16 protein-coding genes and 1 pseudogene are annotated in these 22,530 nt (G+C 35.6%); 16 read left to right on the top strand and 1 reads right to left on the bottom strand.

Annotated elements, in window-relative coordinates:
- Positions 1-39 precede the first annotated feature (39 nt).
- The 15 genes and pseudogenes from recA to MKY70_RS19425 all read left to right on the top strand — a co-directional run.
- Positions 40-648: pseudogene (recA, locus tag MKY70_RS19495) on the top strand (recombinase RecA); the annotation flags it as partial.
- 97 nt (positions 649-745) lie between these two features.
- A complete protein-coding gene (locus MKY70_RS19490; protein ID WP_088034594.1) occupies positions 746-1,369 on the top strand; it encodes a topoisomerase I in 624 nt (207 codons plus the stop codon).
- A gap of 266 nt (positions 1,370-1,635) precedes the next feature.
- Positions 1,636-2,061 (top strand): recombinase RecA, encoded by a 426-nt coding sequence (locus MKY70_RS19485; protein ID WP_002088046.1) that lies wholly within the window; start codon positions 1,636-1,638, stop codon positions 2,059-2,061.
- Positions 2,062-2,544: 483 nt separating this feature from the next.
- Positions 2,545-4,107 (top strand): ribonuclease Y, encoded by a 1,563-nt coding sequence (gene rny, locus MKY70_RS19480; protein WP_002111330.1) that lies wholly within the window; start codon positions 2,545-2,547, stop codon positions 4,105-4,107.
- 179 nt (positions 4,108-4,286) lie between these two features.
- Positions 4,287-5,081: a TIGR00282 family metallophosphoesterase gene (locus tag MKY70_RS19475; RefSeq protein WP_088034596.1), complete on the top strand. Its 795-nt coding sequence runs from the start codon at positions 4,287-4,289 to the stop codon at positions 5,079-5,081.
- A gap of 149 nt (positions 5,082-5,230) precedes the next feature.
- Positions 5,231-5,491, top strand: coding sequence for a stage V sporulation protein SpoVS (gene spoVS, locus MKY70_RS19470; RefSeq protein ID WP_000404341.1), 261 nt, complete (start codon positions 5,231-5,233; stop codon positions 5,489-5,491).
- A gap of 59 nt (positions 5,492-5,550) precedes the next feature.
- The gene (locus MKY70_RS19465) at positions 5,551-6,474 is read left to right on the top strand and encodes a dipeptidase (protein WP_060751723.1); all 924 of its coding nucleotides are present in this window, start codon (positions 5,551-5,553) and stop codon (positions 6,472-6,474) included.
- A gap of 226 nt (positions 6,475-6,700) precedes the next feature.
- Positions 6,701-8,458 carry a 2-oxoacid:acceptor oxidoreductase subunit alpha gene (locus tag MKY70_RS19460; RefSeq protein WP_002014603.1) on the top strand — a complete coding sequence of 586 codons (1,758 nt, stop codon included), beginning with the start codon at positions 6,701-6,703 and terminating at the stop codon, positions 8,456-8,458.
- Positions 8,445-9,311, top strand: coding sequence for a 2-oxoacid:ferredoxin oxidoreductase subunit beta (locus tag MKY70_RS19455; RefSeq protein ID WP_002088040.1), 867 nt, complete (start codon positions 8,445-8,447; stop codon positions 9,309-9,311). Before MKY70_RS19460 ends, MKY70_RS19455 begins: the two co-directional genes overlap by 14 nt.
- Positions 9,312-9,743: 432 nt before the next feature.
- A complete protein-coding gene (gene miaB, locus MKY70_RS19450; RefSeq protein ID WP_088034598.1) occupies positions 9,744-11,273 on the top strand; it encodes a tRNA (N6-isopentenyl adenosine(37)-C2)-methylthiotransferase MiaB in 1,530 nt (509 codons plus the stop codon).
- A 3-nt stretch (positions 11,274-11,276) separates the two neighbouring features.
- A complete protein-coding gene (locus tag MKY70_RS19445) occupies positions 11,277-11,708 on the top strand; it encodes a RicAFT regulatory complex protein RicA family protein (protein WP_002033698.1) in 432 nt (143 codons plus the stop codon).
- A 128-nt stretch (positions 11,709-11,836) separates the two neighbouring features.
- On the top strand, positions 11,837-12,379 hold the full coding sequence (gene cotE, locus MKY70_RS19440; protein ID WP_002014610.1) for an outer spore coat protein CotE: 543 nt from the start codon (positions 11,837-11,839) through the stop codon (positions 12,377-12,379).
- Positions 12,380-12,559: 180 nt separating this feature from the next.
- Entirely contained in the window at positions 12,560-15,232 is a 2,673-nt protein-coding gene (mutS, locus tag MKY70_RS19435) for a DNA mismatch repair protein MutS (protein WP_088034600.1), read from the top strand.
- Positions 15,233-15,240: 8 nt separating this feature from the next.
- Positions 15,241-17,184, top strand: coding sequence for a DNA mismatch repair endonuclease MutL (gene mutL, locus MKY70_RS19430; RefSeq protein WP_088034601.1), 1,944 nt, complete (start codon positions 15,241-15,243; stop codon positions 17,182-17,184).
- A 353-nt stretch (positions 17,185-17,537) separates the two neighbouring features.
- Positions 17,538-18,524 (top strand): choloylglycine hydrolase family protein, encoded by a 987-nt coding sequence (locus MKY70_RS19425; RefSeq protein WP_088034604.1) that lies wholly within the window; start codon positions 17,538-17,540, stop codon positions 18,522-18,524.
- Between the two features lie 525 nt (positions 18,525-19,049).
- On the opposite strand, the gene MKY70_RS19420 is transcribed toward MKY70_RS19425, so the two are convergent.
- Positions 19,050-19,235 carry a hypothetical protein gene (locus tag MKY70_RS19420; protein ID WP_000461142.1) on the bottom strand — a complete coding sequence of 62 codons (186 nt, stop codon included), beginning with the start codon at positions 19,233-19,235 and terminating at the stop codon, positions 19,050-19,052.
- Between the two features lie 485 nt (positions 19,236-19,720).
- Between MKY70_RS19420 and MKY70_RS19415 the strand changes: the two genes are divergently transcribed.
- Positions 19,721-22,504, top strand: coding sequence for a dynamin family protein (locus tag MKY70_RS19415; RefSeq protein ID WP_341025564.1), 2,784 nt, complete (start codon positions 19,721-19,723; stop codon positions 22,502-22,504).
- The last annotated feature ends 26 nt before the right edge of the window (positions 22,505-22,530 follow it).

The following is a 22,530-nucleotide window of genomic DNA, read 5'->3' as shown; positions in this document are numbered from 1 at the left end:
TATAATAAGATTAGCAATTTAGTTAAGGAGGAATTTTGAATGAGCGATCGTCAAGCGGCATTAGATATGGCGTTAAAACAAATAGAGAAGCAATTCGGTAAAGGTTCAATTATGAAATTAGGAGAACAAGCGGAGCGTAGAATTTCTACATTTTCAAGTGGTTCTTTAGCACTTGATGTGGCACTAGGGGTAGGCGGATACCCACGTGGCCGTGTTATTGAAATTTATGGACCTGAAAGTTCAGGTAAAACAACAGTTTCATTACACGCAATCGCGGAAGTACAGCGTCAAGGTGGACAAGCAGCGTTCATTGATGCGGAGCATGCAATGGATCCTGTATATGCACAAAAATTAGGTGTTAACATAGATGAATTACTATTATCACAGCCTGATACAGGGGAGCAAGGACTAGAAATCGCAGAAGCACTTGTACGAAGTGGAGCGGTTGATATTATCGTAATTGACTCTGTGGCAGCTCTTGTACCGAAAGCTGAGATCGAAGGGGACATGGGTGACTCTCACGTTGGTTTACAAGCACGTTTAATGTCACAAGCACTTCGTAAACTTTCAGGTGCAATCAACAAATCAAAAACAATCGCAATCTTTATCAACCAAATTCGTGAAAAAGTTGGGGTTATGTTCGGAAATCAACCACAAGTTGCTTAATCAAAGTAATGTACTTGAATCTTTATTTGTCTTCTTCGACTAAGTCTTTATAAGGAATTTCTTATAAGGAGAGATTAAAGTGGCAGTGACAATTGGAAATAGAACTTATCGAAACATAGAACAATGGCAAGTGGATTTTATTGTGACACATGCGGATAGAAAATTGAGAGATATAGGTCAAGAAATTAATCTTGATGAAAGGCGAGTAGGTGAAATTTTAAAGTTACTTGGAATTAAAAGAACCAGACACAGGAAGATTTACTTGCCTAAAACCGCAGAAGTTGAACAAGAGTTGAAAAATCCATATTTATCACATGTTGAAATTGCCGTTAAGTATGGCGTATCCGATACGTGTGTTGCTAAAAGGAGAAAAGAGCTTAATGTAAAGGTCAGAAAGAAAAATTATGATACTTTACTTGAACAACAAGTTGAACAGATGTTGTTAAGTTTAGATCTGGCATTCATTAAGCAAAAAAGAATCGATAAGTGGTCTATTGATTTCTACTTAGGTAGAAAATATTGTTTAGATGTCCATGGGAAATGGGCACACTCACTCAAAAAAATAAAAGAACGAGATAAAAGAAAACTTTTATTTATGCAAGAGAGCTGCTATAAATATCTCGTTATACATGAAGAAGAGTTAGCAAATAAAGAAAAAGTCGTGCAAAAGATTAAGGAGTTTACTCTGGGTTTCCCTTGCTAGTGATAGCATGTTAAAAAACCTTGTGAACCTTATTGCCTAAGGGTGTAACTATTCATATAGTTGCTAACGGTGAAGCCCACCATTTTATTAGGGTAATACCGTGCCAAGTTCCATAGTTATATGGGGAAGGTGTAGAGACTACCGAAAAGGACTTTTAGTTAACTGAGTAGGGTACGGCAGATGATAGGCTACTGCTGGAAGTGCAAGGCTCTCTGCAAAGAGATGAAGAGATAGTCCGGACTATAGAGATGGAAAATCTATAGATAGTGCCAGAAACAACTCCAGGTGGTCGTGCGTTGAAATTCTATTCAACTGTCCGTCTTGAAGTACGTCGTGCTGAGCAGTTAAAGCAAGGTAACGATATTGTTGGTAATAAAACGAAAATAAAAGTAGTTAAAAATAAAGTAGCACCGCCATTCCGTGTTGCTGAAGTTGATATTATGTACGGAGAAGGTATTTCAAGAGAAGGTGAAATCTTAGATATGGCTTCTGAACTTGATATCGTTCAAAAGAGCGGTGCTTGGTACTCTTATAATGAAGAACGCTTAGGACAAGGTCGTGAAAATTCGAAGCAATTCTTAAAAGAGAATACGGATTTAAGAGAGGAAATTGCCTTCTTTGTTCGTGAACATCACGGAATTGGTGAAAACTCTGGTGTTGAAGACACGGAAGATTCAACTCGTCAAGATTAAAAAATAAAAGACACGGTCCCGTGTCTTTTATTTTTTAATCCACTATGAAAGCGTTATATATAGCTGGAGATAAAATATTTATTCTATCCAAAAGGCTATGTGTAAAGGGGAATATTCATATATTTTAAGTGAATGAATTGGGATTTTCTAAGGTTTTCCAGGATAATATGCCGTCTGTTTTTTAAATCCATATAAGATTCAGGGCTGAAGGTAAAGAAAGTAAAAGTAGACAACGCTTGACAATGAAAATTGCGATAGATACAATGAGAATGTATATTTTTTCTTATATACGATATACTCTTCTCAAGAAGAGAAGTAATATTCGGAGTAAGACTTTAATCTTGCCGAAATAATAATATGACATTTTAATTGTGAAATGAAGAAAGTCCCTTAAAAAAGCGGGACGACGGTCTTTGCTGTACGTTGTAATTCAATGTACATGCCGACAGTCTTTTTTCATTCATAGCAAGGGGAGGTGAAATCATGAGTAGTACAGTTTGGATACTCATCTCCATTTTGCTTGCAACAGTCGGTGCAGTTGTTGGCTTTTTTGTTCGAAAGTCTATTGCTGAAGCGAAGATTAATGGTGCAGCTAATGAAGCAAAACGTATTCTAGACGAAGCGAATCGTGATGCTGAAGCACTTAAGAAAGAAGCGCTTTTAGAAGCAAAGGATGAAATTCATACACTTCGTACAGAAGCTGAATTAGAAATTCGTGACCGTAGAAGCGAATTACAAAAACAAGAAAATCGTTTAATGCAAAAAGAAGAGAACCTTGATCGTAAAGACGAAACGCTCGATAAGCGCGAGCAACAGTTAGAAAAGAAAGAGGAATCTCTTGTAGCGAAACAACAACAGATTGAAGAGTTGGAAAGCAAAGTGGGAGAGTTAGTTCAAAAGCAACAAACAGAATTAGAGCGCATTTCCAATCTGACCCGCGAACAAGCGAAAGCAATTATTCTTGGTAAAGTGGAAAGTGAAGTTTCTCATGAAATTGCCGTTATGGTAAAAGAAAGTGAAGTTCGCGCGAAAGAAGAAGCGGATAAGAAGGCAAAAGAGATTTTATCTCTTGCAATGCAAAGATGTGCAGCTGATCATGTTGCTGAAACAACCGTTTCGGTTGTAAATCTTCCAAATGACGAAATGAAGGGACGTATTATCGGACGTGAAGGTCGTAACATTCGTACGTTAGAAACGTTAACAGGTATTGACCTTATTATCGATGATACACCAGAAGCGGTAATTCTATCTGGATTTGACCCGATTCGTCGTGAAACAGCTCGTATCGCTCTTGATAAACTAGTACAGGACGGACGTATTCACCCAGCGCGTATTGAAGAGATGGTCGAAAAATCAAGACGTGAAGTGGACGAGTATATTCGTGAAGTCGGAGAGCAAACAACGTTTGAAGTGGGTGTTCATGGCTTACATCCAGATTTAATTAAAATTTTAGGTCGTTTAAAATACCGTACAAGTTACGGACAAAACGTCTTAAAACACTCTATGGAAGTTGCATACTTAACTGGACTTATGGCAGCGGAGCTTGGTGAGGATGAAAAACTAGCAAGACGTGCTGGTCTATTACATGATATCGGAAAAGCAATCGATCATGAAGTAGAAGGTAGCCACGTTGAAATTGGTGTTGAACTCGCAACGAAATATAAAGAGCATCCTGTTGTAATAAACAGTATCGCATCTCACCATGGTGACACAGAACCAACTTCTATCATTGCAGTTCTAGTTGCTGCAGCAGATGCATTATCAGCTGCAAGACCGGGAGCTCGTAGTGAAACGCTTGAGAATTACATTCGTCGTCTTGAAAAGTTAGAAGAAATTTCAGAGTCTTATGAAGGCGTAGAAAAATCTTTCGCAATTCAAGCAGGACGTGAAGTTCGTATTCTGGTAAAACCAGATACAATTGATGATTTAGAAGCTCATCGTTTAGCTCGTGATATTCGAAAACGTATTGAAAATGAACTGGATTATCCAGGACATATTAAAGTAACTGTTATTCGTGAAACACGTGCAGTGGAATACGCAAAATAAAGTGGTGAAACACCACTTTATTTTTTTGTGTTGGAATTGGGTAAAATAAAGAAAATTATTTATGAGCAGTATGCAAGTGAAAGAAACTTATAATAGATAAATTGTAACTGTTGTAAGGAAATAGCTTTAAGGTTATAGTATGGTAATAAAAAATGTAGTACATAGAAAGGGTAAGACATATGAGAATATTATTTGTTGGGGATGTAGTAGGATCTCCTGGTAGAGACATGATTCAACAGTACGTACCGGCATTAAAGAAGAAATATACACCGACAGTAACAATTATTAATGGAGAAAATGCTGCGGGTGGACGTGGAATTACGGAAAAAATATATCGAAACTTTTTAGAGTGCGGGGCACAAGCGGTTACGCTTGGAAACCACGCTTGGGATAACCGTGAAGTATTTGAATTTATCGATGATGCAAAATATCTTGCAAGACCAGCTAACTTCCCAGAAGGAACGCCGGGAAAAGGGCTTATCTTTGTAAATTGTAATGGAACAGAAGTTGCAGTTATTAACTTACAAGGACGTACTTTCCTTCCTCCAATTGATTGTCCATTCCGTAAAGTGGATGAGTTAATCAGTATTGCAAAAAAACGTACAAACATTATCTTTGTTGATTTTCATGCTGAAACAACAAGTGAGAAGCAGGCGTTAGGTTGGTATGTAGACGGTCGTGCTACAGCGGTAGTAGGTACACATACACACGTTCCTACAGCTGATAATCGTATTTTACCAAGTGGAACAGCTTATATTACAGATGTTGGTATGACAGGCCCATATGATGGGATTTTAGGTATGGAACGCGAAGCGGTATTGAAGAAGTTTTTAACGAACTTACCAGTGCGTTTTGAAGTGACGAATGGTAGAACACAATTAAGTGCAGTGTTAATTGATGTGGATCCTAATACAGGGAAAGCAAAGAAAATTGAGCGCATTTTAATTAATGATGACCAGCCATTTTTTGACTGATTTTTAACAAAAAGTTAGAGGATTCGTTATATTTTAATTTTTTAGAAAAATTACAGAAATTTAGCAGGAATAGGTGCCATTCCTCGTGAATATAAGTTAAAGTGAAATAATTGCTATTACTTTTTATAGAAACGAGGAGGAAACGCGGAATGGAAATATTAAAAGTTAAAGCAACGTCGGTCCCTAATTCTGTAGCTGGTGCACTTGCAGGTGTTATTCGCGAACGCGGAACAGCAGAAATTCAAGCTATTGGTGCAGGTGCATTGAACCAAGCGGTAAAGGCAGTAGCAATTGCAAGAGGATTTGTAGCGCCTAGTGGTTTGGACTTGATTTGTATCCCAGCGTTTACAGATATTATGATCGATGGTGAAGAGCGTACAGCGATAAAATTAATTGTAGAACCTCGTTAAGTTGAAACAACCTGTTTGCATGTATGCAAACAGGTTGTTTTTATAGTGGAGGAATGAAAATGAAAATTTTTGATGCTCATTGCGATGTACTCTTGCAGTTATGGAGTGCAAAAGGAAAAAAAGACTTTCAAAACGATTCACAATTACATATTACATTTGAACAATTAAAGAAAAGAAAAGGAAGTATACAATGCTTTGCTATATATGTACCAGAAACAGTAGCGTATGAAAAGCGTTTTGAAGTTGCGCTGCAAATGATAGATATTTTTCACAATGAAATTCTATCGCTACCAGGAATGAAGTTTATTCAGACAAAAAACGATATTAATATGCTAAAACAGGACGAGATTGGAGCATTATTAACATTAGAAGGATGCGAAGCGATTGGAAACGAAGCGATGAAATTACGTTTGTTTTATCGCTTAGGTGTACGTTCTTTTGGATTGACATGGAACTATGCCAATCTGTTAGCTGATGGAGCGCTAGAGGCACGTGGAGTAGGTTTAACTACATTTGGTAGACAAGTTGTACAAGAACTTAATACGTTACATTTATGGACCGATGTGTCTCACTTAAATGAAAGAAGCTTTTGGGATGTTATTGAAATTGCACAAAATCCGATTGCATCTCACTCAAACTGTTATCAACTTTGTGGGCATCCACGAAATTTAACCGATGAACAAATAAGAGCTCTTATAAAGAAAAATAGCATTATTGGTATTACTTTCGTACCACAGTTTTTAACGAATGAAAGACAAGCGAATATAGCAGATATATTAAGGCATGTGGAATATATTTGTTCATTAGGTGGAGAAAAAAATATAGGGTTTGGTTCTGATTTTGATGGGATTTTAGAAACGGTTGTAGGTGTAGAGGCATATAGGGATTATGAAAGTATAATTAATCAACTGTGTAAAAAGTATAGTGAATCAACTGTAGAGCGATTTTTGTATAAAAATTTTGTTGACTGTATAACGTTCTAAAGATTATGTTTTAAAAATTCAGAAAAAATCAATAAATTCACTTGGATTTATTGATTTTTTTAAGACCTAATACTAGAATGGTAAACGAAATAGCATTATACTAAAGATTAAGGGAAATCAGAAGAGGCATAATTTGCGTCCGTTGTAGTTTATTTGCATAAAAAATGCTAAACTAATACTGTAAAAAAATACACTACAATGAATGCAGCCAAAAGGGGTGTAGGAGATGATTAGTCAACTTTCATGGAAAGTTGGAGGCCAACAAGGTGAAGGAATTGAAAGTACAGGGGAAATCTTCTGTATAGCATTAAACCGATTAGGATATTACCTATACGGTTACCGCCACTTCTCATCACGTATTAAAGGCGGCCATACAAATAATAAAATTCGTGTAAGTACAACAGAAGTACGCGCGATCTCAGATGATTTAGATATTTTAATTGCTTTTGATCAAGAAACAATTGATTTTAACTTCCACGAACTACGTCCGGGCGGAATTGTAGTTGCGGATGCGAAATTTAATCCGACAATACCTGATAATACAGATGTAAATCTATATGTGATACCGTTTACAGATATCGCTTCAGAATTAGGCACATCTTTAATGAAAAATATGGTTGCTGTTGGGGCATCTAGTGCGGTATTAGGATTAGACGAAACAGCTTATTTAGAGGTTGTTGAAGAAATCTTTGGTCGTAAAGGAGAGCAAGTCGTTCAAAAGAATATGGAAGCAATTAAACGCGGCTCTCAATACATGAAAGAATTGCTTGGTGAGAAAGTAAACATGATGCAACTTGAAAAAGCTGACGGTAAGAAACGCATGTTTATGATTGGAAACGACGCAATCGCATTTGGTGCGGTAACTGGTGGCGCTCGCTTTATGTCTGCATATCCAATCACACCTGCATCTGAAATTATGGAATATTTAATTAAAAAGTTACCGAAAGTCGGCGGAACAGTAATCCAAACTGAGGATGAAATCGCAGCTTGTACAATGGCGATCGGTGCAAACTACGCTGGTGTTCGTACATTAACAGCATCTGCTGGTCCTGGTCTTTCTTTAATGATGGAAGCAATTGGTTTAGCAGGTATTACTGAAACACCGCTAGTTATCATTGATACACAACGCGGTGGTCCAAGTACGGGCTTACCAACAAAACAAGAGCAGTCTGACTTAATGGCTATGATTTACGGAACACATGGTGAAATTCCAAAAATCGTAATGGCGCCAAGTACAGTTGAAGAAGCTTTCTATGATATTGTAGAAGCGTTTAACTTAGCAGAAGAATATCAAGTGCCTGTTATTTTCTTAACAGATTTACAGCTTTCTTTAGGAAAGCAAACAGTAGAACCACTTAAGTTAGATAAAGTGGAAATTCGTCGTGGTAAGCTTGATTTAGAAGTAGAATTACCAGAACGTGAAAATAAAGCATACTTCAAGCGTTATGAAGTAACAGAAGATGGAATTTCACCACGTGTTTTACCTGGTATGAAAAATGGTATTCACCATGTTACAGGTGTAGAACATGATGAAACGGGTAAACCATCTGAATCAGCGTTAAATCGTAAAGATCAAATGGACAAACGTTTCCGTAAAATGGCGAATTTACAGTTTAATACCCCTATTTACAAAAATGCTAAGCATGATGACGCAGACGTATTGTTAGTAGGCTTTAACTCAACTCGTGGTGCGATCGAAGAGGCAATGCAGCGTTTAGAACAAGAAGGAATGAAAGTAAACCATGCCCATGTACGTTTAATTCATCCGTTCCCAACAGCTGAAATCGATCCACTTGTGAAAAAAGCGAAGCGTGTTGTAGTAGTAGAAAACAATGCAACTGGTCAGCTTGCTAACATTATGAAAATGAATCTTGGCAATGGCGAGAAAATTTCTAGTCTTTTAAAATACGATGGAAATCCATTCTTGCCGAAAGAGATTTACAACGAATGTAAAAAAGGGGTTGTATTAAATGGCAACATTTAAGGACTTTCGTAACAGTGTAAAACCAAACTGGTGCCCAGGTTGCGGAGACTTCTCGGTGCAGGCTGCGATTCAGCGTGCGGCAGCTAACGTTGGTTTAAATCCAGATGAGCTAGCTGTTATTTCTGGTATCGGCTGTTCCGGTCGTATTTCAGGGTATATTAATTCATATGGTTTGCATAGTATTCACGGACGTGCTCTTCCAATTGCACAAGGTGTGAAAATGGCAAATCGTGATTTAACAGTTATTGCATCCGGTGGTGACGGTGATGGTTTTGCGATTGGTATGGGACATACAATCCATTCTATTCGTCGTAACATTGATATTACGTACATCGTAATGGATAACCAAATTTACGGATTAACAAAAGGGCAAACTTCACCACGTAGTGAAGCTGGATTTAAAACGAAAAGTACACCACAAGGTTCAATTGAACCATCACTAAATGTTATGGAAATGGCTTTAACAGCTGGTGCGACATTTGTGGCGCAAAGCTTTTCAAGTGATTTAAAAGAATTAACGCAAATTATTGAAGCTGGTATTAACCATAAAGGCTTTTCATTAATTAATGTATTTAGTCCATGTGTTACTTATAATAAAGTAAATACTTATGATTGGTTTAAAGAGAATTTAACGAAACTAAGTACAGTAGAAGGATATGATCCATCTAACCGCATGATGGCTATGCAAACATTAATGGAAAAGAACGGGTTAGTAACAGGTTTAATTTATCAAAACACAAAGCAGCCTTCTTACCAAGAGCTTGTAAAAGACTATAGTGAAAAACCTTTAGTGCAAGCTGATTTGAATATGGATCAGAAAATGTTTGATGAGCTTGTTGCTGAATTTATGTAATAATCGGAGAGAAGGTTGCCGCTTGGTAACCTTCTTTTTGAGTGAATAAAAATAATTAATAGATTTGTTTACTTAGAAAATTCAGAATGATAAAATAATATATAAATCGTTGTATAAAAATAGCATGTTCAATAACTGTGAAATGAAATATAGGATAAGAAGCCTTCTTCGTTAAAGTTGGCTAAAGGCTCTATACTATGATAATGTGTATAGGGATAAAGCAATATACTTTTGGGTAGGACAAGATGAAATAAAAAAAGGGAATGTCTATTTGTGTGGGGAAGACTTCATTCTTACGGATGATTAGATCGATTACTCAAGTTTCAAAGGGCAAGTTATCTCTCATGCTATCTAACATCATTGAGATGGGTCTAAGCGCATTAAAATGGACTACAGAGTGTGTGTATAGTTAAGGGTGAAAGGAGATTACCGATGAACGAGCAACAACGATTAGCAAGTCGACAAGCAAATTCCTCTACGAAAAAAGAAGAGAAAGATTATAGTAAATACTTTGAAAGTGTATACCAACCACCTTCCTTGAAATTGGCGAAAAAGCGTGGGAAAGAAGAAGTTAAAATTGAAAGAGATTTTGGCCTACCTAAAGAGTTTCGCGATTTTGGCGCAGGAAGAAAGTTTTACATTCGTACATATGGCTGTCAAATGAATGAGCATGATACAGAAGTAATGGCTGGGATTTTTACAACACTTGGATATGAGCCAACCTTTTCAACTGAAGAGGCAGATGTGATTTTATTAAATACTTGTGCAATTCGTGAAAATGCTGAAAATAAAGTGTTCGGTGAACTTGGTCATTTAAAATCATTAAAGCGAAGAAATCCGGATCTTATAATTGGTGTATGTGGTTGTATGTCTCAAGAGGAATCTGTTGTAAATAAAATTATGCAAAAAAATCAGCATGTAGATATGGTGTTTGGTACACACAATATTCATAGATTACCGTATATCTTAAAGGACGCAATGTTCTCAAAAGAGACGGTAGTTGAAGTTTGGTCAAAAGAAGGGGATGTAATTGAAAACCTTCCGAAAGTACGTCGTGGAGATATTAAAGCTTGGGTAAATATTATGTATGGCTGTGATAAGTTTTGTACATATTGTATTGTACCGTATACACGCGGAAAAGAGCGCAGCAGACGTCCAGAAGATATTATTAAAGAAATTCGCCATTTAGCTGCGAACGGTTATAAAGAAATTACGTTACTTGGACAAAACGTAAACGCATACGGTAAAGACTTTGAAGATATACAATATGGTCTTGGCGATTTAATGGATGAACTTCGTAAAATCGATATCGCGCGTATTCGTTTTACAACAAGCCATCCACGTGATTTTGACAATCATTTAATTGATGTTCTTGGAAAAGGTGGTAACCTAGTAGAACATATCCACTTACCGGTTCAATCTGGTAGTACAGATATGCTTAAAATTATGGCGCGTAAATATTCGCGAGAACACTATTTAGAGCTTGTACGAAAAATTAAAGAAACAATTCCGAATGCAGTGCTAACGACTGATATTATCGTTGGTTTCCCTAATGAAACGGATGAGCAGTTTGAAGAGACGATGTCGTTATATCGTGAAGTAGGATTTGATACGGCATTTACATTTATTTATTCTCCGCGTGAAGGTACACCAGCTGCAAAAATGCAAGATAATGTTCCGATGGAAGTGAAGAAAGAGCGATTACAACGCTTAAATACACTAGTGAATGAATATGCAGTTAATAAGAATAAGCATTATATAGGTCAAATTGTAGAAGTATTAGTTGAGGGAGAAAGTAAGAATAATCCTGAAGTACTTGCGGGATATACACGTACGAATAAACTTGTAAACTTTGTTGCTTCAAAATCTTTAATTGGTCAGCTTGTGAAAGTAAAAATAACGGAAGCAAAAACTTGGTCTCTTAACGGGGAATTGGTTAAGGAGCCGATTGAGGTGAAATAATAGATGAAAGTATATACGAAAGATGAAATTGTTGAGCAAGCGAAAGAATTAGCGAAAATGATCTCTGAAACAGAAGAAGTCGATTTCTTTAAGCGAGCAGAAGCACAAATTCATAAAAATGAAAATGTAAAGCGAGCAATTGATGAAATAAAAGCTTTGCAAAAACAAGCAGTAAACTTGCAACATTATGGGAAATGGGAAGCTTTGAAAAAAGTAGAAGCTGAAATTGATGCACTTCAAGATAAGTTAGATAATATCCCAGTTGTACAGGAGTTTAAATCTTCACAAACGTATGTAAATGACTTACTACAGCTAGTTGCTAGTACCATTTCTAACAATGTAACAGATGAAATATTAGTTTCAACTGGCGGCGATGTGTTGAAGGGTGAAACTGGTGCAGCAGTAGAAAGTAAAAAAGGAAATTGTGGTTGTTAAAGAGATGTCTTATTGACATCTCTTTTTTTTAGTGGGTTATATCGGAAATTCTTCTCAAAAAAAAGAATGACACATTCCGCTATTGTCACGCATATGATTAAGTGAATAGTGATTGAGGAGGGTTACGAATGTCCGAATTTAGAGAGATTATTACAAAAGCAGTGGTTGGAAAAGGACGTAAGTATACAAAGTCAACGCATACATGTGAATCGAATAATGAGCCAACAAGTATTTTAGGGTGCTGGGTAATTAACCATTCGTACGAAGCGAGAAAGAATGGAAAACATGTGGAAATTGAAGGTTTCTATGATGTAAACACTTGGTATTCATTTGATGGAAACACAAAGACTGAAGTTGTAACAGAACGTGTTAACTACAATGATGAAGTTAGTATTGGGTATCGTGATAAAAACTTCTCTGGTGACGATTTAGAAATTATCGCTCGTGTAATTCAGCCGCCAAATTGTTTAGAAGCTCTTGTATCGCCAAATGGTAATAAAATTGTTGTGACGGTAGAACGTGAATTTGTAACAGAAGTAGTTGGGGAAACGAAAATTTGTGTAAGTGTAAATCCTGAAGGTTGCGTAGAATCAGACGAGGATTTCCAAGTCGATGATGATGAGTTTGAAGAATTAGATCCGAACTTTATCGTCGATGCAGAAGAAGAGTAAGAGAAAGCTAGGGAGAAGTTCTTCCTAGCTTTTTACAGTACATAAGTGGTTCTGCATGAACATGATTCCTTATGAAATGTGCTATAATGAGGAAAGACTCCTGGAATAGGAGATATGGATGTCCGTGAAGTGTGACATATATGAATATAGATTATTATGTAAGAATTATGGAGGAAAGACATGACGCAATATACGCCTATGATACAGCAATACTTAAAGGTTAAGGCAGACTATCAAGATGCCTTTTTATTTTTCCGATTAGGTGATTTTTATGAAATGTTCTTTGAAGATGCTGTTAAAGCAGCTCATGAACTTGAAATTACATTAACGAGCCGAGATGGTGGTAGTAGTGAACGTATACCGATGTGTGGTGTACCGCATCATGCAGCTAAAAATTATATTGAACAACTTGTTGAAAAAGGATATAAAGTAGCTGTTTGTGAGCAAGTGGAAGACCCAAAAACAGCTAAAGGTGTAGTACGTCGTGAAGTAGTACAACTAATTACGCCAGGAACGATGATGGAAGGGCGTACAATAGACGAGAAGGAGAATAACTTCTTAGCAGCATTAACACATTTCGAAGATGGATCTTATGCGCTAGCTTGTAATGACTTAACGACTGGACAAAATACAGTGACGTTATTAACTGGTTCAGTAGAAGATATTTTATTAGAAGTGTATGCGACTGGTTCAAAAGAAATTGTTGTAGATTCTACATTTTCAAAAGATGAATTAAATAAGTTAACTGAAACATTAAAAATGACGATTTCGTATGAAGATGCAACAACTATTCCAGAAGGATTAGAACATCTTGTGAAAAGTGTTTCCCAAGCAAAATTAATTAAAGCAATTGGACGCTTATTTAACTATGTGATAAGAACACAAAAACGTTCGTTAGATCACTTGCAACCAGTAGAAATTTATTACACGAATCAATTTATGAAAATTGATGTGCATTCAAAACGTAATTTAGAGTTAACAGAGACTCTTCGCACGAAGGAAAAGACAGGCTCATTATTATGGCTATTAGACAAAACAAAAACGGCTATGGGTGGGCGTATGTTAAAACAGTGGATGGAACGTCCACTTATCCAGAAAGACAAAGTTGAAGAGCGTTTAGAAATGGTTGAAACGTTTGTAAATGATTACTTCTTACGTGAAGATTTAAAAGAAAAGTTAAAAGAAGTATATGATTTAGAGCGTTTAGCAGGGAAAGTTGCATTTGGTAATGTAAATGCACGGGACTTATTACAATTAAGACGTTCTTTACTGCAAGTACCAGCTATTTTAGAAGCGATTAGTCTGTTAGATAATGCTTATGCAGCAAGGTTAATTCAAGGTGCAGATCCATGTGAGAGCTTAACTGAATTACTGGGAAGAAGTATTCAAGAAAACCCACCGCTTTCTATTAAAGATGGAGATATTATTAAAGATGGTTATAATGATAAGCTTGATCAATATCGTTACGTTAGTAAAAACGGAAAAACGTGGATTGCTGAGCTTGAAAAACGAGAGCGTGATATTACAGGGGTTAAATCATTAAAAATTGGGTACAACCGTATTTTCGGCTACTATATTGAAGTGACGAAGGCTAATCTTGCAGCACTTCCAGAAGGGCGCTATGAGCGTAAACAAACGCTTGCTAATGCTGAACGTTTCATAACAGATGAATTAAAAGAAAAAGAAACATTAATCTTAGAAGCAGAAGAGAAAATTGTACAATTAGAATACGATTTATTTACAGCACTTCGCGAAGAAGTTAAAGTATTCATTCCGAAATTACAGCATTTAGCGAAAGTAATTAGTGAACTAGATGTACTGCAAAGCTTTGCGACAGTTAGTGAAGAAGAGCAGTTTGTAAAACCTGTTTTAACAAATAAGCGCGAAATCTTTATTAAAGATGGTCGTCATCCTGTCGTTGAAAAAGTATTGAACGGGAAATTGTATGTACCGAATGATTGTATTATGCCGGAGAAGATGGATGTCTTTTTAATTACAGGACCGAACATGTCTGGTAAAAGTACGTATATGAGACAATTAGCACTTGTTACTGTTATGTCACAAATTGGTTGTTTTGTACCAGCGACAGAAGCAGTATTACCTGTCTTCGATCAAATCTTTACGAGAATTGGTGCAGCGGATGATTTAATCTCAGGTCAAAGTACATTTATGGTTGAAATGTTAGAAGCGAAAAATGCAATTGCAAATGCATCAGAGAGAAGTTTAATTTTATTCGATGAAATTGGACGCGGTACATCTACGTATGATGGTATGGCACTTGCGCAAGCAATCATTGAACATATTCATGACCAAATTGGTGCGAAAACATTATTCTCTACACATTATCATGAATTAACAGTGTTAGAAGAAAGTTTAGACCAACTAAAGAATGTACATGTTTCAGCAATTGAAGAGAATGGAAAAGTAGTTTTCCTTCATAAAATTCAAGATGGAGCGGCTGATAAAAGTTACGGAATTCACGTTGCTCAACTTGCCGAGCTTCCAGAGAGCTTAATCGCTCGCGCGAAAGAAGTGTTAGCACAACTAGAAGGACAGGAAGAAATTGTTATTCCGAAACGAGTAGAAGTGAAAGTGCCAGAAGTCGCTCCAGAACCAGTTGTTGTAAAAGAAGAACCAGCAGAAATACAAGAGACGAAAGTAGAGACTGAGGAAGAATCGCAATTATCATTCTTTGGTGGAGAACAGTCTTCGAAAAAACAAGACAAGTCAGTTCTAGATGCAAAAGAAACGGCAGTACTTGCGCAAATTAAAAAAATTGATTTACTTGATATGACACCTTTAGAGGCGATGAACGAACTGTATCGCTTGCAGAAAAAGTTAAAGAAAGGATGAGTAAGTAGATGGGGAAAATTCGCAAACTCGATGATCAACTCTCTAACTTAATTGCGGCAGGGGAAGTAGTAGAGCGCCCTGCCTCAGTTGTAAAAGAACTCGTGGAAAATTCCATCGATGCGAATAGTACATCTATTGAAATCCACTTAGAAGAAGCTGGATTATCGAAGATTCGCATCATCGATAATGGAGATGGTATTGCTGAAGAAGATTGTATCGTTGCATTTGAACGACACGCAACGAGTAAAATTAAAGATGAAAATGATTTATTTCGTATAAGAACGCTCGGTTTCCGCGGAGAGGCCCTGCCGAGTATTGCCTCAGTGAGTGAATTAGAGTTAATTACGAGCACAGGTGATGCGCCTGGTACACACCTTAGTATTAAAGGTGGAGACATTATAAAACAAGAGAAAACGGCAAGCCGAAAAGGAACAGATATTACTGTACAAAACTTATTTTTTAATACACCAGCGCGCCTTAAATATATGAAAACGATTCATACAGAGCTTGGGAACATTACAGATATCGTGTATCGTATTGCAATGTCACATCCAGAAGTATCGTTAAAACTGTTTCATAATGAAAAGAAATTGCTTCATACATCAGGAAACGGTGATGTAAGACAAGTACTTGCATCGATTTACAGCATTCAAGTTGCGAAGAAGCTTATTCCGATTGAAGCTGAGTCTCTAGACTTTACAATTAAAGGTTATGTAACATTACCAGAAGTAACGAGAGCGTCGCGTAACTATATGTCAACGATTGTAAATGGCCGTTACGTTCGAAATTTCGTATTAATGAAAGCAATTCAGCAAGGATATCATACGTTATTGCCAATCGGACGATACCCAATCGGCTTCTTATCAATTGAAATGGATCCAATGCTTGTTGATGTCAACGTACATCCAGCAAAATTAGAAGTACGCTTTAGTAAAGAACAAGAATTGCTAAAGCTTATCGAAGAAACATTGCAAGCTGCATTCAAAAAAATACAACTCATTCCAGATGCTGGTGTAACAACGAAGAAAAAAGAAAAAGATGAAAGTGTGCAAGAACAGTTCAAGTTTGAGCATACAAAACCGAGAGAATCATCTATGCCTAACATCGTTTTACCAACAGGAATGGATGAGAAACAAGAAGAAACAACGACTGTAAAACAACCAGCACAACTGTGGCAACCGCCGAAGCAAGAATGGCAACCACCACAGTCACTCGTAAGAGAAGAGCAAAGCTGGCAGCCATCCTCTAAGCCGGTAATAGAGCAAACGGTTCGAGAGGAAAAGGAATGGACTAGCAACGATGACGATTTTGAATTAGAGGAATTGGAAGAAGAAGTCGGGGAGATAAAAGAGATTGAAATGAACGGTAATGACTTACCGCCGCTTTATCCAATTGGACAGATGCACGGAACATATATTTTCGCTCAAAATGATAACGGGCTATATATGATTGATCAGCATGCTGCGCAGGAGCGCATCAATTATGAATATTTCCGTGATAAAGTGGGACGAGTTACGCAAGAAGTACAAGAATTACTTGTACCGTACCGCATAGATTTATCTCTTACCGAATTTTTACGTGTCGAAGAGCAGTTAGAAGAACTAAAAAAAGTCGGACTATTTTTAGAGCAGTTTGGCCATCAATCCTTTATCGTTCGTTCGCATCCAACGTGGTTCCCGAAAGGACAAGAAACAGAAATCATTGATGAGATGATGGAGCAAGTCGTCAAACTAAAAAAAGTTGATATTAAAAAATTACGTGAAGAAGCAGCTATTATGATGAGCTGTAAAGCATCGATTAAAGCAAATCAATATTTAACGAACGATCAAATATTCGCTTTACTTGAAGAACTTCGTACAACAACAAACCCATATACATGTCCGCATGGAAGACCGATTCTGGTGCATCATTCTACTTATGAGTTGGAGAAGATGTTTAAGAGGGTTATGTAGGGTTAATGTCCAAAGAGAAAAAGTTCGTTCCCAGTTATTTGAAACGGTTTGAAAGTGCCTAGTATTATTTATATGTGCTGAAAGAAAATAAAATAAATATGTAATAGCAATGTTCTCTACAGTTATTTTAATAAAATATAGAGAGAAATAAAAAGGGGCGATAGTAACAAGTCGCTCCTTTTTAATATCATTCTTTTGCAACTATATTTTAAAAATTCATTTATAAACTAGAGATAACCTATTTGTAATTTATATGTGCTTTCTCATTTTTTTGTAAGAAAAGGGGCTTTTAATTTACAGAATTATCAGAATTATGTAAAGTGTATATAAAACCATAAAATGGGGTGTTCTTTATGTGTACTAGTTTGACATTACAGACAAAAAATGGTCAGCATCTTTTTGCAAGAACGATGGACTTCACATTAGATTTGAATCAAGAAGTAATAATCATTCCTCGGCATTACCAGTGGAATAATATAACTGGTGAAATCATTAATACGAAACATGCTACGGTCGGAATGGGAATTAATCATCAAGGAAGGATCATTATGGCGGACGGAGTAAATGAAGCAGGTATGACATGTGCAACACTCTATTTTCCAGGATTCGCTACTTATAGTCAAAGCATAGATGACAACAAAACGAATTTGGCTCCATTTGATTTTGTGACTTGGAGTCTCACACAATTCAATTCTGTCAAAGAGTTAAAGAAATCTGTAGATAGCCTTACCTTTTTGGATATACCATTACCGGATTTAGGACTTACACCACCACTACATTGGATTTTAGCGGATAAATGGGGAGATTGCATTGTACTGGAGCCAACAAATGAAGGATTAAAAATGTATGACAACCCACTAGGAGTGATGACGAATAGTCCGGAGTTTAGTTGGCATTTACAAAATTTAAGACAATATATTGGCCTTAAATCGCAGCCATTCGCGCCAACAGAGTGGAGTAACTTGCCATTAAGTGCTTTTGGTCAGGGCTCAGGTTCAATGGGACTTCCAGGGGATTTCACCCCGCCATCAAGGTTTGTGCGAGCAGCATATGGCAAACAAAACATTCAAGGTATAGATAGTGAAGAAGAGGGAGTATCGGCCCTTTTTCATATCTTATCAAATTGCGAGGTTCCTAAAGGCGGAGTAATAACAGAAGAAGGTGCATTAGATAATACCATTTATACAAGCGTAATGTGTATGGAGTCCGGAACATATTATTATCATACTTACGATTGTAGACAAATTATAGCCATTCATTTATTTCATGAAAATTTAGATACAGATGAGATTAAAGCCTATTCGTTCCAGCGGAAACAAAACATATTTTATGAAAACTAAGTTGCTTTGAAACTGCGTTTGGTAAATTTTAAAATATATATAATAGAGCAATAATGACCTATAAAAAGTAGGAATCGGAAGGAATATAATTGATAATCTAATAAGTAACCCGAATAAATACCCCTTAAGAAAAAATAGACGCAAAATATTCAAGGTATTATATAAATTCAATCCAATGACTCCTACCAGTAAAATTCTGCTGGTAGGGGCAGGTGCATTGGCTAAGAAACTTATTTTTTCATTAAACTAGCTTTTATTTCTTCTAGAAGGCCCATTAAAGTGCTATTAGGTAAAATAAACATGGACGTACTACTCCATTTATAAATAGCAAAGCACAAAAAAGGTGTGGAAAATATCCATACCTTTTTTGTGCTTCTATTATCTATGTATAAAAAAGCGCCGTATATCAGCACTTTTTAAAGGTACGTAAATTGTATAATAAGGATTTCTACATTATTAAACACATAACTATGCATGGCCAAATATAGATTCTTATTTGGTTAATTGTTATAAGGATCTATACGGTTATTTATTTTTATTATTATTAATTTTTTCAGTATATAAAACCTGCTCTTTATAATGCTTTTTAATTGGGAAGTTATGTGTACCAGAGCCGTTTTTGAAAGTTTTATTGATGGGGTTTTTTAGAGGGACTGTTGTAGTTTCAGTAAATTCATATGGGTAATTTATTTTAGATTTATCTTCAAACATGAAAATGCCTCCTTTTTAGGATTTCCTGAATTCTTTACTATAACATGATATGCATATAGATTTTTTTTGGACTAGTTATTTATATAGGTTAATGGAATTTAATTACGTAACTACTGAAATATTTCAAAGGAAAACAAGGTGAGAAATATATTATAAGGATTTCTTTTATTTATTAGCGAAGGGAATCTTGCATATATATTCGTTATAGATTGTTTTTATAATGTAATATATATATGGTTTTCTTGATAATATAATGTGGAATATTATAGTGTTATTAGGTTATTAGGAACATTTAATGTTGTTTCACAACTGAAAGGGAATTGAAAAAAAACTGAAACTTTTCTCATAAAAATTCAATCTTACTTGAAAAATGAAAGGAAAATGAAATTTTTCAAAAGGAATTCTTTGTTAAGATAAAAAGCATACATACAAAAAAGTATTGACATATCTCAAAAAATGTATTTTGAGATATAGTGGGGGAAAAAATGAGATTAGAAAAACAATTAATAAAAAAGATGTATTATGAAACATTCCTAATGGAGAATGAAACACACCCACCTCTTCAAGTACTTGGAGAAGCTTATGTAAACGAAGAAAAAAATGAGATTTCTGATGGATCTTATATTCGTTTTGCACAAGGTGAATTTTATTATCACCATCAAGATTTTGAAGCAGCTATTTTTAAATGGGAGAAAGTTAGTAATGAACTAGCACCATGGGCACAAAAAAATATTGCGGATGCTTACTTCGAACTTAACCAATTATCAGTTGCTGAAAATGTGTATACTTCCATTACTACTGATAACAAAACACTTATGACTGAAATTGTACTGCAATTACTGTCTCTTTACATCGAGCAAAATAATTTTGATTCAGCTTTCGCTGTTATAAAAGAAGCGGTTTCTTTAAATCCCGATTATCCAAACGTCACAACAATTGCCCGTTCCTTTTATGAAGAACAGCAAGATTTTGATAGTGCAGTAGAGCTTGCTGTGAACGAGTTAATTCGAACAGAATCTTATCCGTGGTTTGAGGTTCTAAAAGAATATATCGATAAAGGATTTACTAAAAATATTTCACCAGACTATTTTTATAAAGTATTAGTTACATTAAATAATGTAGATCAAGTACAATTTACGCAAATTGTTTCATCACTTTGGCACAGCTATAAAGATGAACAAAATTACTTATTATGGCTCAACACAATAAATGAATTTTTCATACATATCGAAATACATTCGTCCGATATATGGGACGAAATTTCTTCTCTTTACGAAGAAACATACTTTGAATTAATTCAAGGTCAATATATGCTTAGACAATTACACGATATCATTCCAAACCTGTTAACAAATTGGTTAAAGGTAGTCAATCCCTCTCATGCTGTATTTCCATCTGCAGCAGTATTGGCATGGGATGAGATTTTTCCTTCTAAAATAGATTCAGCGGATATAAAAGATGCAGAAGACCTACTGTCATATTCTATTAATCATGTGAATGGCTTAGAGTATAGTTTACATCTTTTTGAATCTATTACACACTGGGCACAAGAACATGATTTAGAAATGGGTAACCGATTTAGCTGGTTAGTTGGTGAGCTTGCAGATTTAAGAACAAATCGCCTATTAGTAACTGGAACTTCAGGGAACGGAAAAGCTTCATTTATTAACTCTATTTTAGGAGAAAATATATTAGAAAACTCAATCTCAAATGTAGTTGTTTTTAAAAATGACGCTTATACAGAAATTAACGCTATAACAGATTCGGAAATTACAACAACTGAGAATTTCTCTGATTTCCATAACATGATGGCAGTGCATCGTCAAACATATAGAGATAGAGCGTGTGTTGAATTTAAATTACCATGCAGGTTTTTAAGTGAAAATAAACTTACATTCGTTGTTACACCTAGCTTTAATAGGAACAATGACGCGAGAGATGAGGTGTTTGAATATTTAAACTCTGTAGATGAATTACTATTCGTATTGAATACGGATTCACCTTTTACTGACAAAGAACGTGACATTCTATTAAGTATCCAAGAACATACACCAAATCTACAAGTTCATTTCTTATTAAATAAAATTGATAACATTTATAATGAAGCAGAAGCAAAAAGAGTTATACAAGATACGCAAGTGAGAATAAATACATATTTCCCTAATGCAAGAGTTTTCCCTTATTCTTCGTTATATACAAATAGTAAACAACTAAACGATTTAACTGAGTTTATTCATTTTAACTTTAACCATAAAAATATCGATGCAGAACGTACTGAAAAGCTATTGTTTTTCATTAGAAAAACAATTACATATCTTTTGGATAAACGCGTCGAGAGGGAAAATAATCTAGTGGATTCTATTAATTGGAATGAAGATATGTTAGTTAAACTAAATGCTTGTATTAATAACCTTACTGCTTTTGAGAAGGAAAAAATTCATTTAATTACAGAAACATATCGTACAATGAAAAACGAAATTACTAATGATCTTACAGAACATATTCCGAAACTATTGCAGAGTTGTTCCGATTTAATTAGTGAAGAAAGTGATTTTGGGCACATTGATATTGAACTAAATACAGCGATGAATGAAAGGGTGCAACAATATCTAGAACAAACTGTATTACCTAATCTTGCTCGCTCTATGCAGAATTGGATTGCGACTTCTAATAACGAGCTCCTTCAAAGTCAATTGTACTTAGCAGAAACCAGTGAAGGACTTAATTCTTTATTTGGAGAAAATCGAATACAGTTAGAATGTGACTTTAAAGTAATTGATGACTGGCGCAGAGATACTGATAGAATGACAACTAGAATACAAATGGAAGAAGTAAATATTTTACGCCGATTTACGCCAGCACAATTTTTACTGAAAAGTGCCGGTAAATTATTTGGAGTTCTTCCTAAAAATAAAGCTATGCTATATAACAAATACAAACAGTATTTAGAAAATGAAGATTATACCGATGTAACGGCTTCTATTATGAAGAAATTTTTCTTGCAGTTTGAGCTATTTGAAAACACACAAGAGCGGGATATTAATATGTTCTTCAGAAATCCATTTGGCTCGTTGGAACAAGCTGTAAAAAACACTCATTTAGAAATAAAAGAAAAACAAGATAAACTGCATAAAATGAAATCAAACCCTGAAGTTTATCATGATCCTATAACGCTCTTTGAATTGAGATTACGTCAATGTGAAGTAATCTTAAATATAGGTGAGGATAATGCCTATACAGATTTAACTTTAGAAACAAGCGTAGAATAAAAGTAAAATATATCAAGTTTTTTATA

The organism is Bacillus sp. FSL R9-9492 (genome assembly GCF_038007365.1).
Classification (GTDB): Bacteria; Bacillota; Bacilli; order Bacillales; family Bacillaceae_G; genus Bacillus_A; species Bacillus_A mycoides.
Note: the sequence above shows the minus strand (reverse complement) of the source record. Positions and strands in the feature narration are given on the sequence as shown.

What these genes read in the sequence shown, in the direction of transcription:
- rny (WP_002111330.1), top strand. Translation starts at nt 2,545, where the DNA reads ATGAGTAGTACAGTTTGGATACTCATCTCCATTTTGCTTGCAACAGTC.
- MKY70_RS19475 (WP_088034596.1), top strand. Translation starts at nt 4,287, where the DNA reads ATGAGAATATTATTTGTTGGGGATGTAGTAGGATCTCCTGGTAGAGAC.
- spoVS (WP_000404341.1), top strand. Translation starts at nt 5,231, where the DNA reads ATGGAAATATTAAAAGTTAAAGCAACGTCGGTCCCTAATTCTGTAGCT.
- MKY70_RS19465 (WP_060751723.1), top strand. Translation starts at nt 5,551, where the DNA reads ATGAAAATTTTTGATGCTCATTGCGATGTACTCTTGCAGTTATGGAGT.
- MKY70_RS19460 (WP_002014603.1), top strand. Translation starts at nt 6,701, where the DNA reads ATGATTAGTCAACTTTCATGGAAAGTTGGAGGCCAACAAGGTGAAGGA.
- MKY70_RS19455 (WP_002088040.1), top strand. Translation starts at nt 8,445, where the DNA reads ATGGCAACATTTAAGGACTTTCGTAACAGTGTAAAACCAAACTGGTGC.
- miaB (WP_088034598.1), top strand. Translation starts at nt 9,744, where the DNA reads ATGAACGAGCAACAACGATTAGCAAGTCGACAAGCAAATTCCTCTACG.
- MKY70_RS19445 (WP_002033698.1), top strand. Translation starts at nt 11,277, where the DNA reads ATGAAAGTATATACGAAAGATGAAATTGTTGAGCAAGCGAAAGAATTA.
- cotE (WP_002014610.1), top strand. Translation starts at nt 11,837, where the DNA reads ATGTCCGAATTTAGAGAGATTATTACAAAAGCAGTGGTTGGAAAAGGA.
- mutS (WP_088034600.1), top strand. Translation starts at nt 12,560, where the DNA reads ATGACGCAATATACGCCTATGATACAGCAATACTTAAAGGTTAAGGCA.
- mutL (WP_088034601.1), top strand. Translation starts at nt 15,241, where the DNA reads ATGGGGAAAATTCGCAAACTCGATGATCAACTCTCTAACTTAATTGCG.
- MKY70_RS19425 (WP_088034604.1), top strand. Translation starts at nt 17,538, where the DNA reads ATGTGTACTAGTTTGACATTACAGACAAAAAATGGTCAGCATCTTTTT.
- MKY70_RS19420 (WP_000461142.1), bottom strand. Translation starts at nt 19,235, where the DNA reads ATGTTTGAAGATAAATCTAAAATAAATTACCCATATGAATTTACTGAA.
- MKY70_RS19415 (WP_341025564.1), top strand. Translation starts at nt 19,721, where the DNA reads ATGAGATTAGAAAAACAATTAATAAAAAAGATGTATTATGAAACATTC.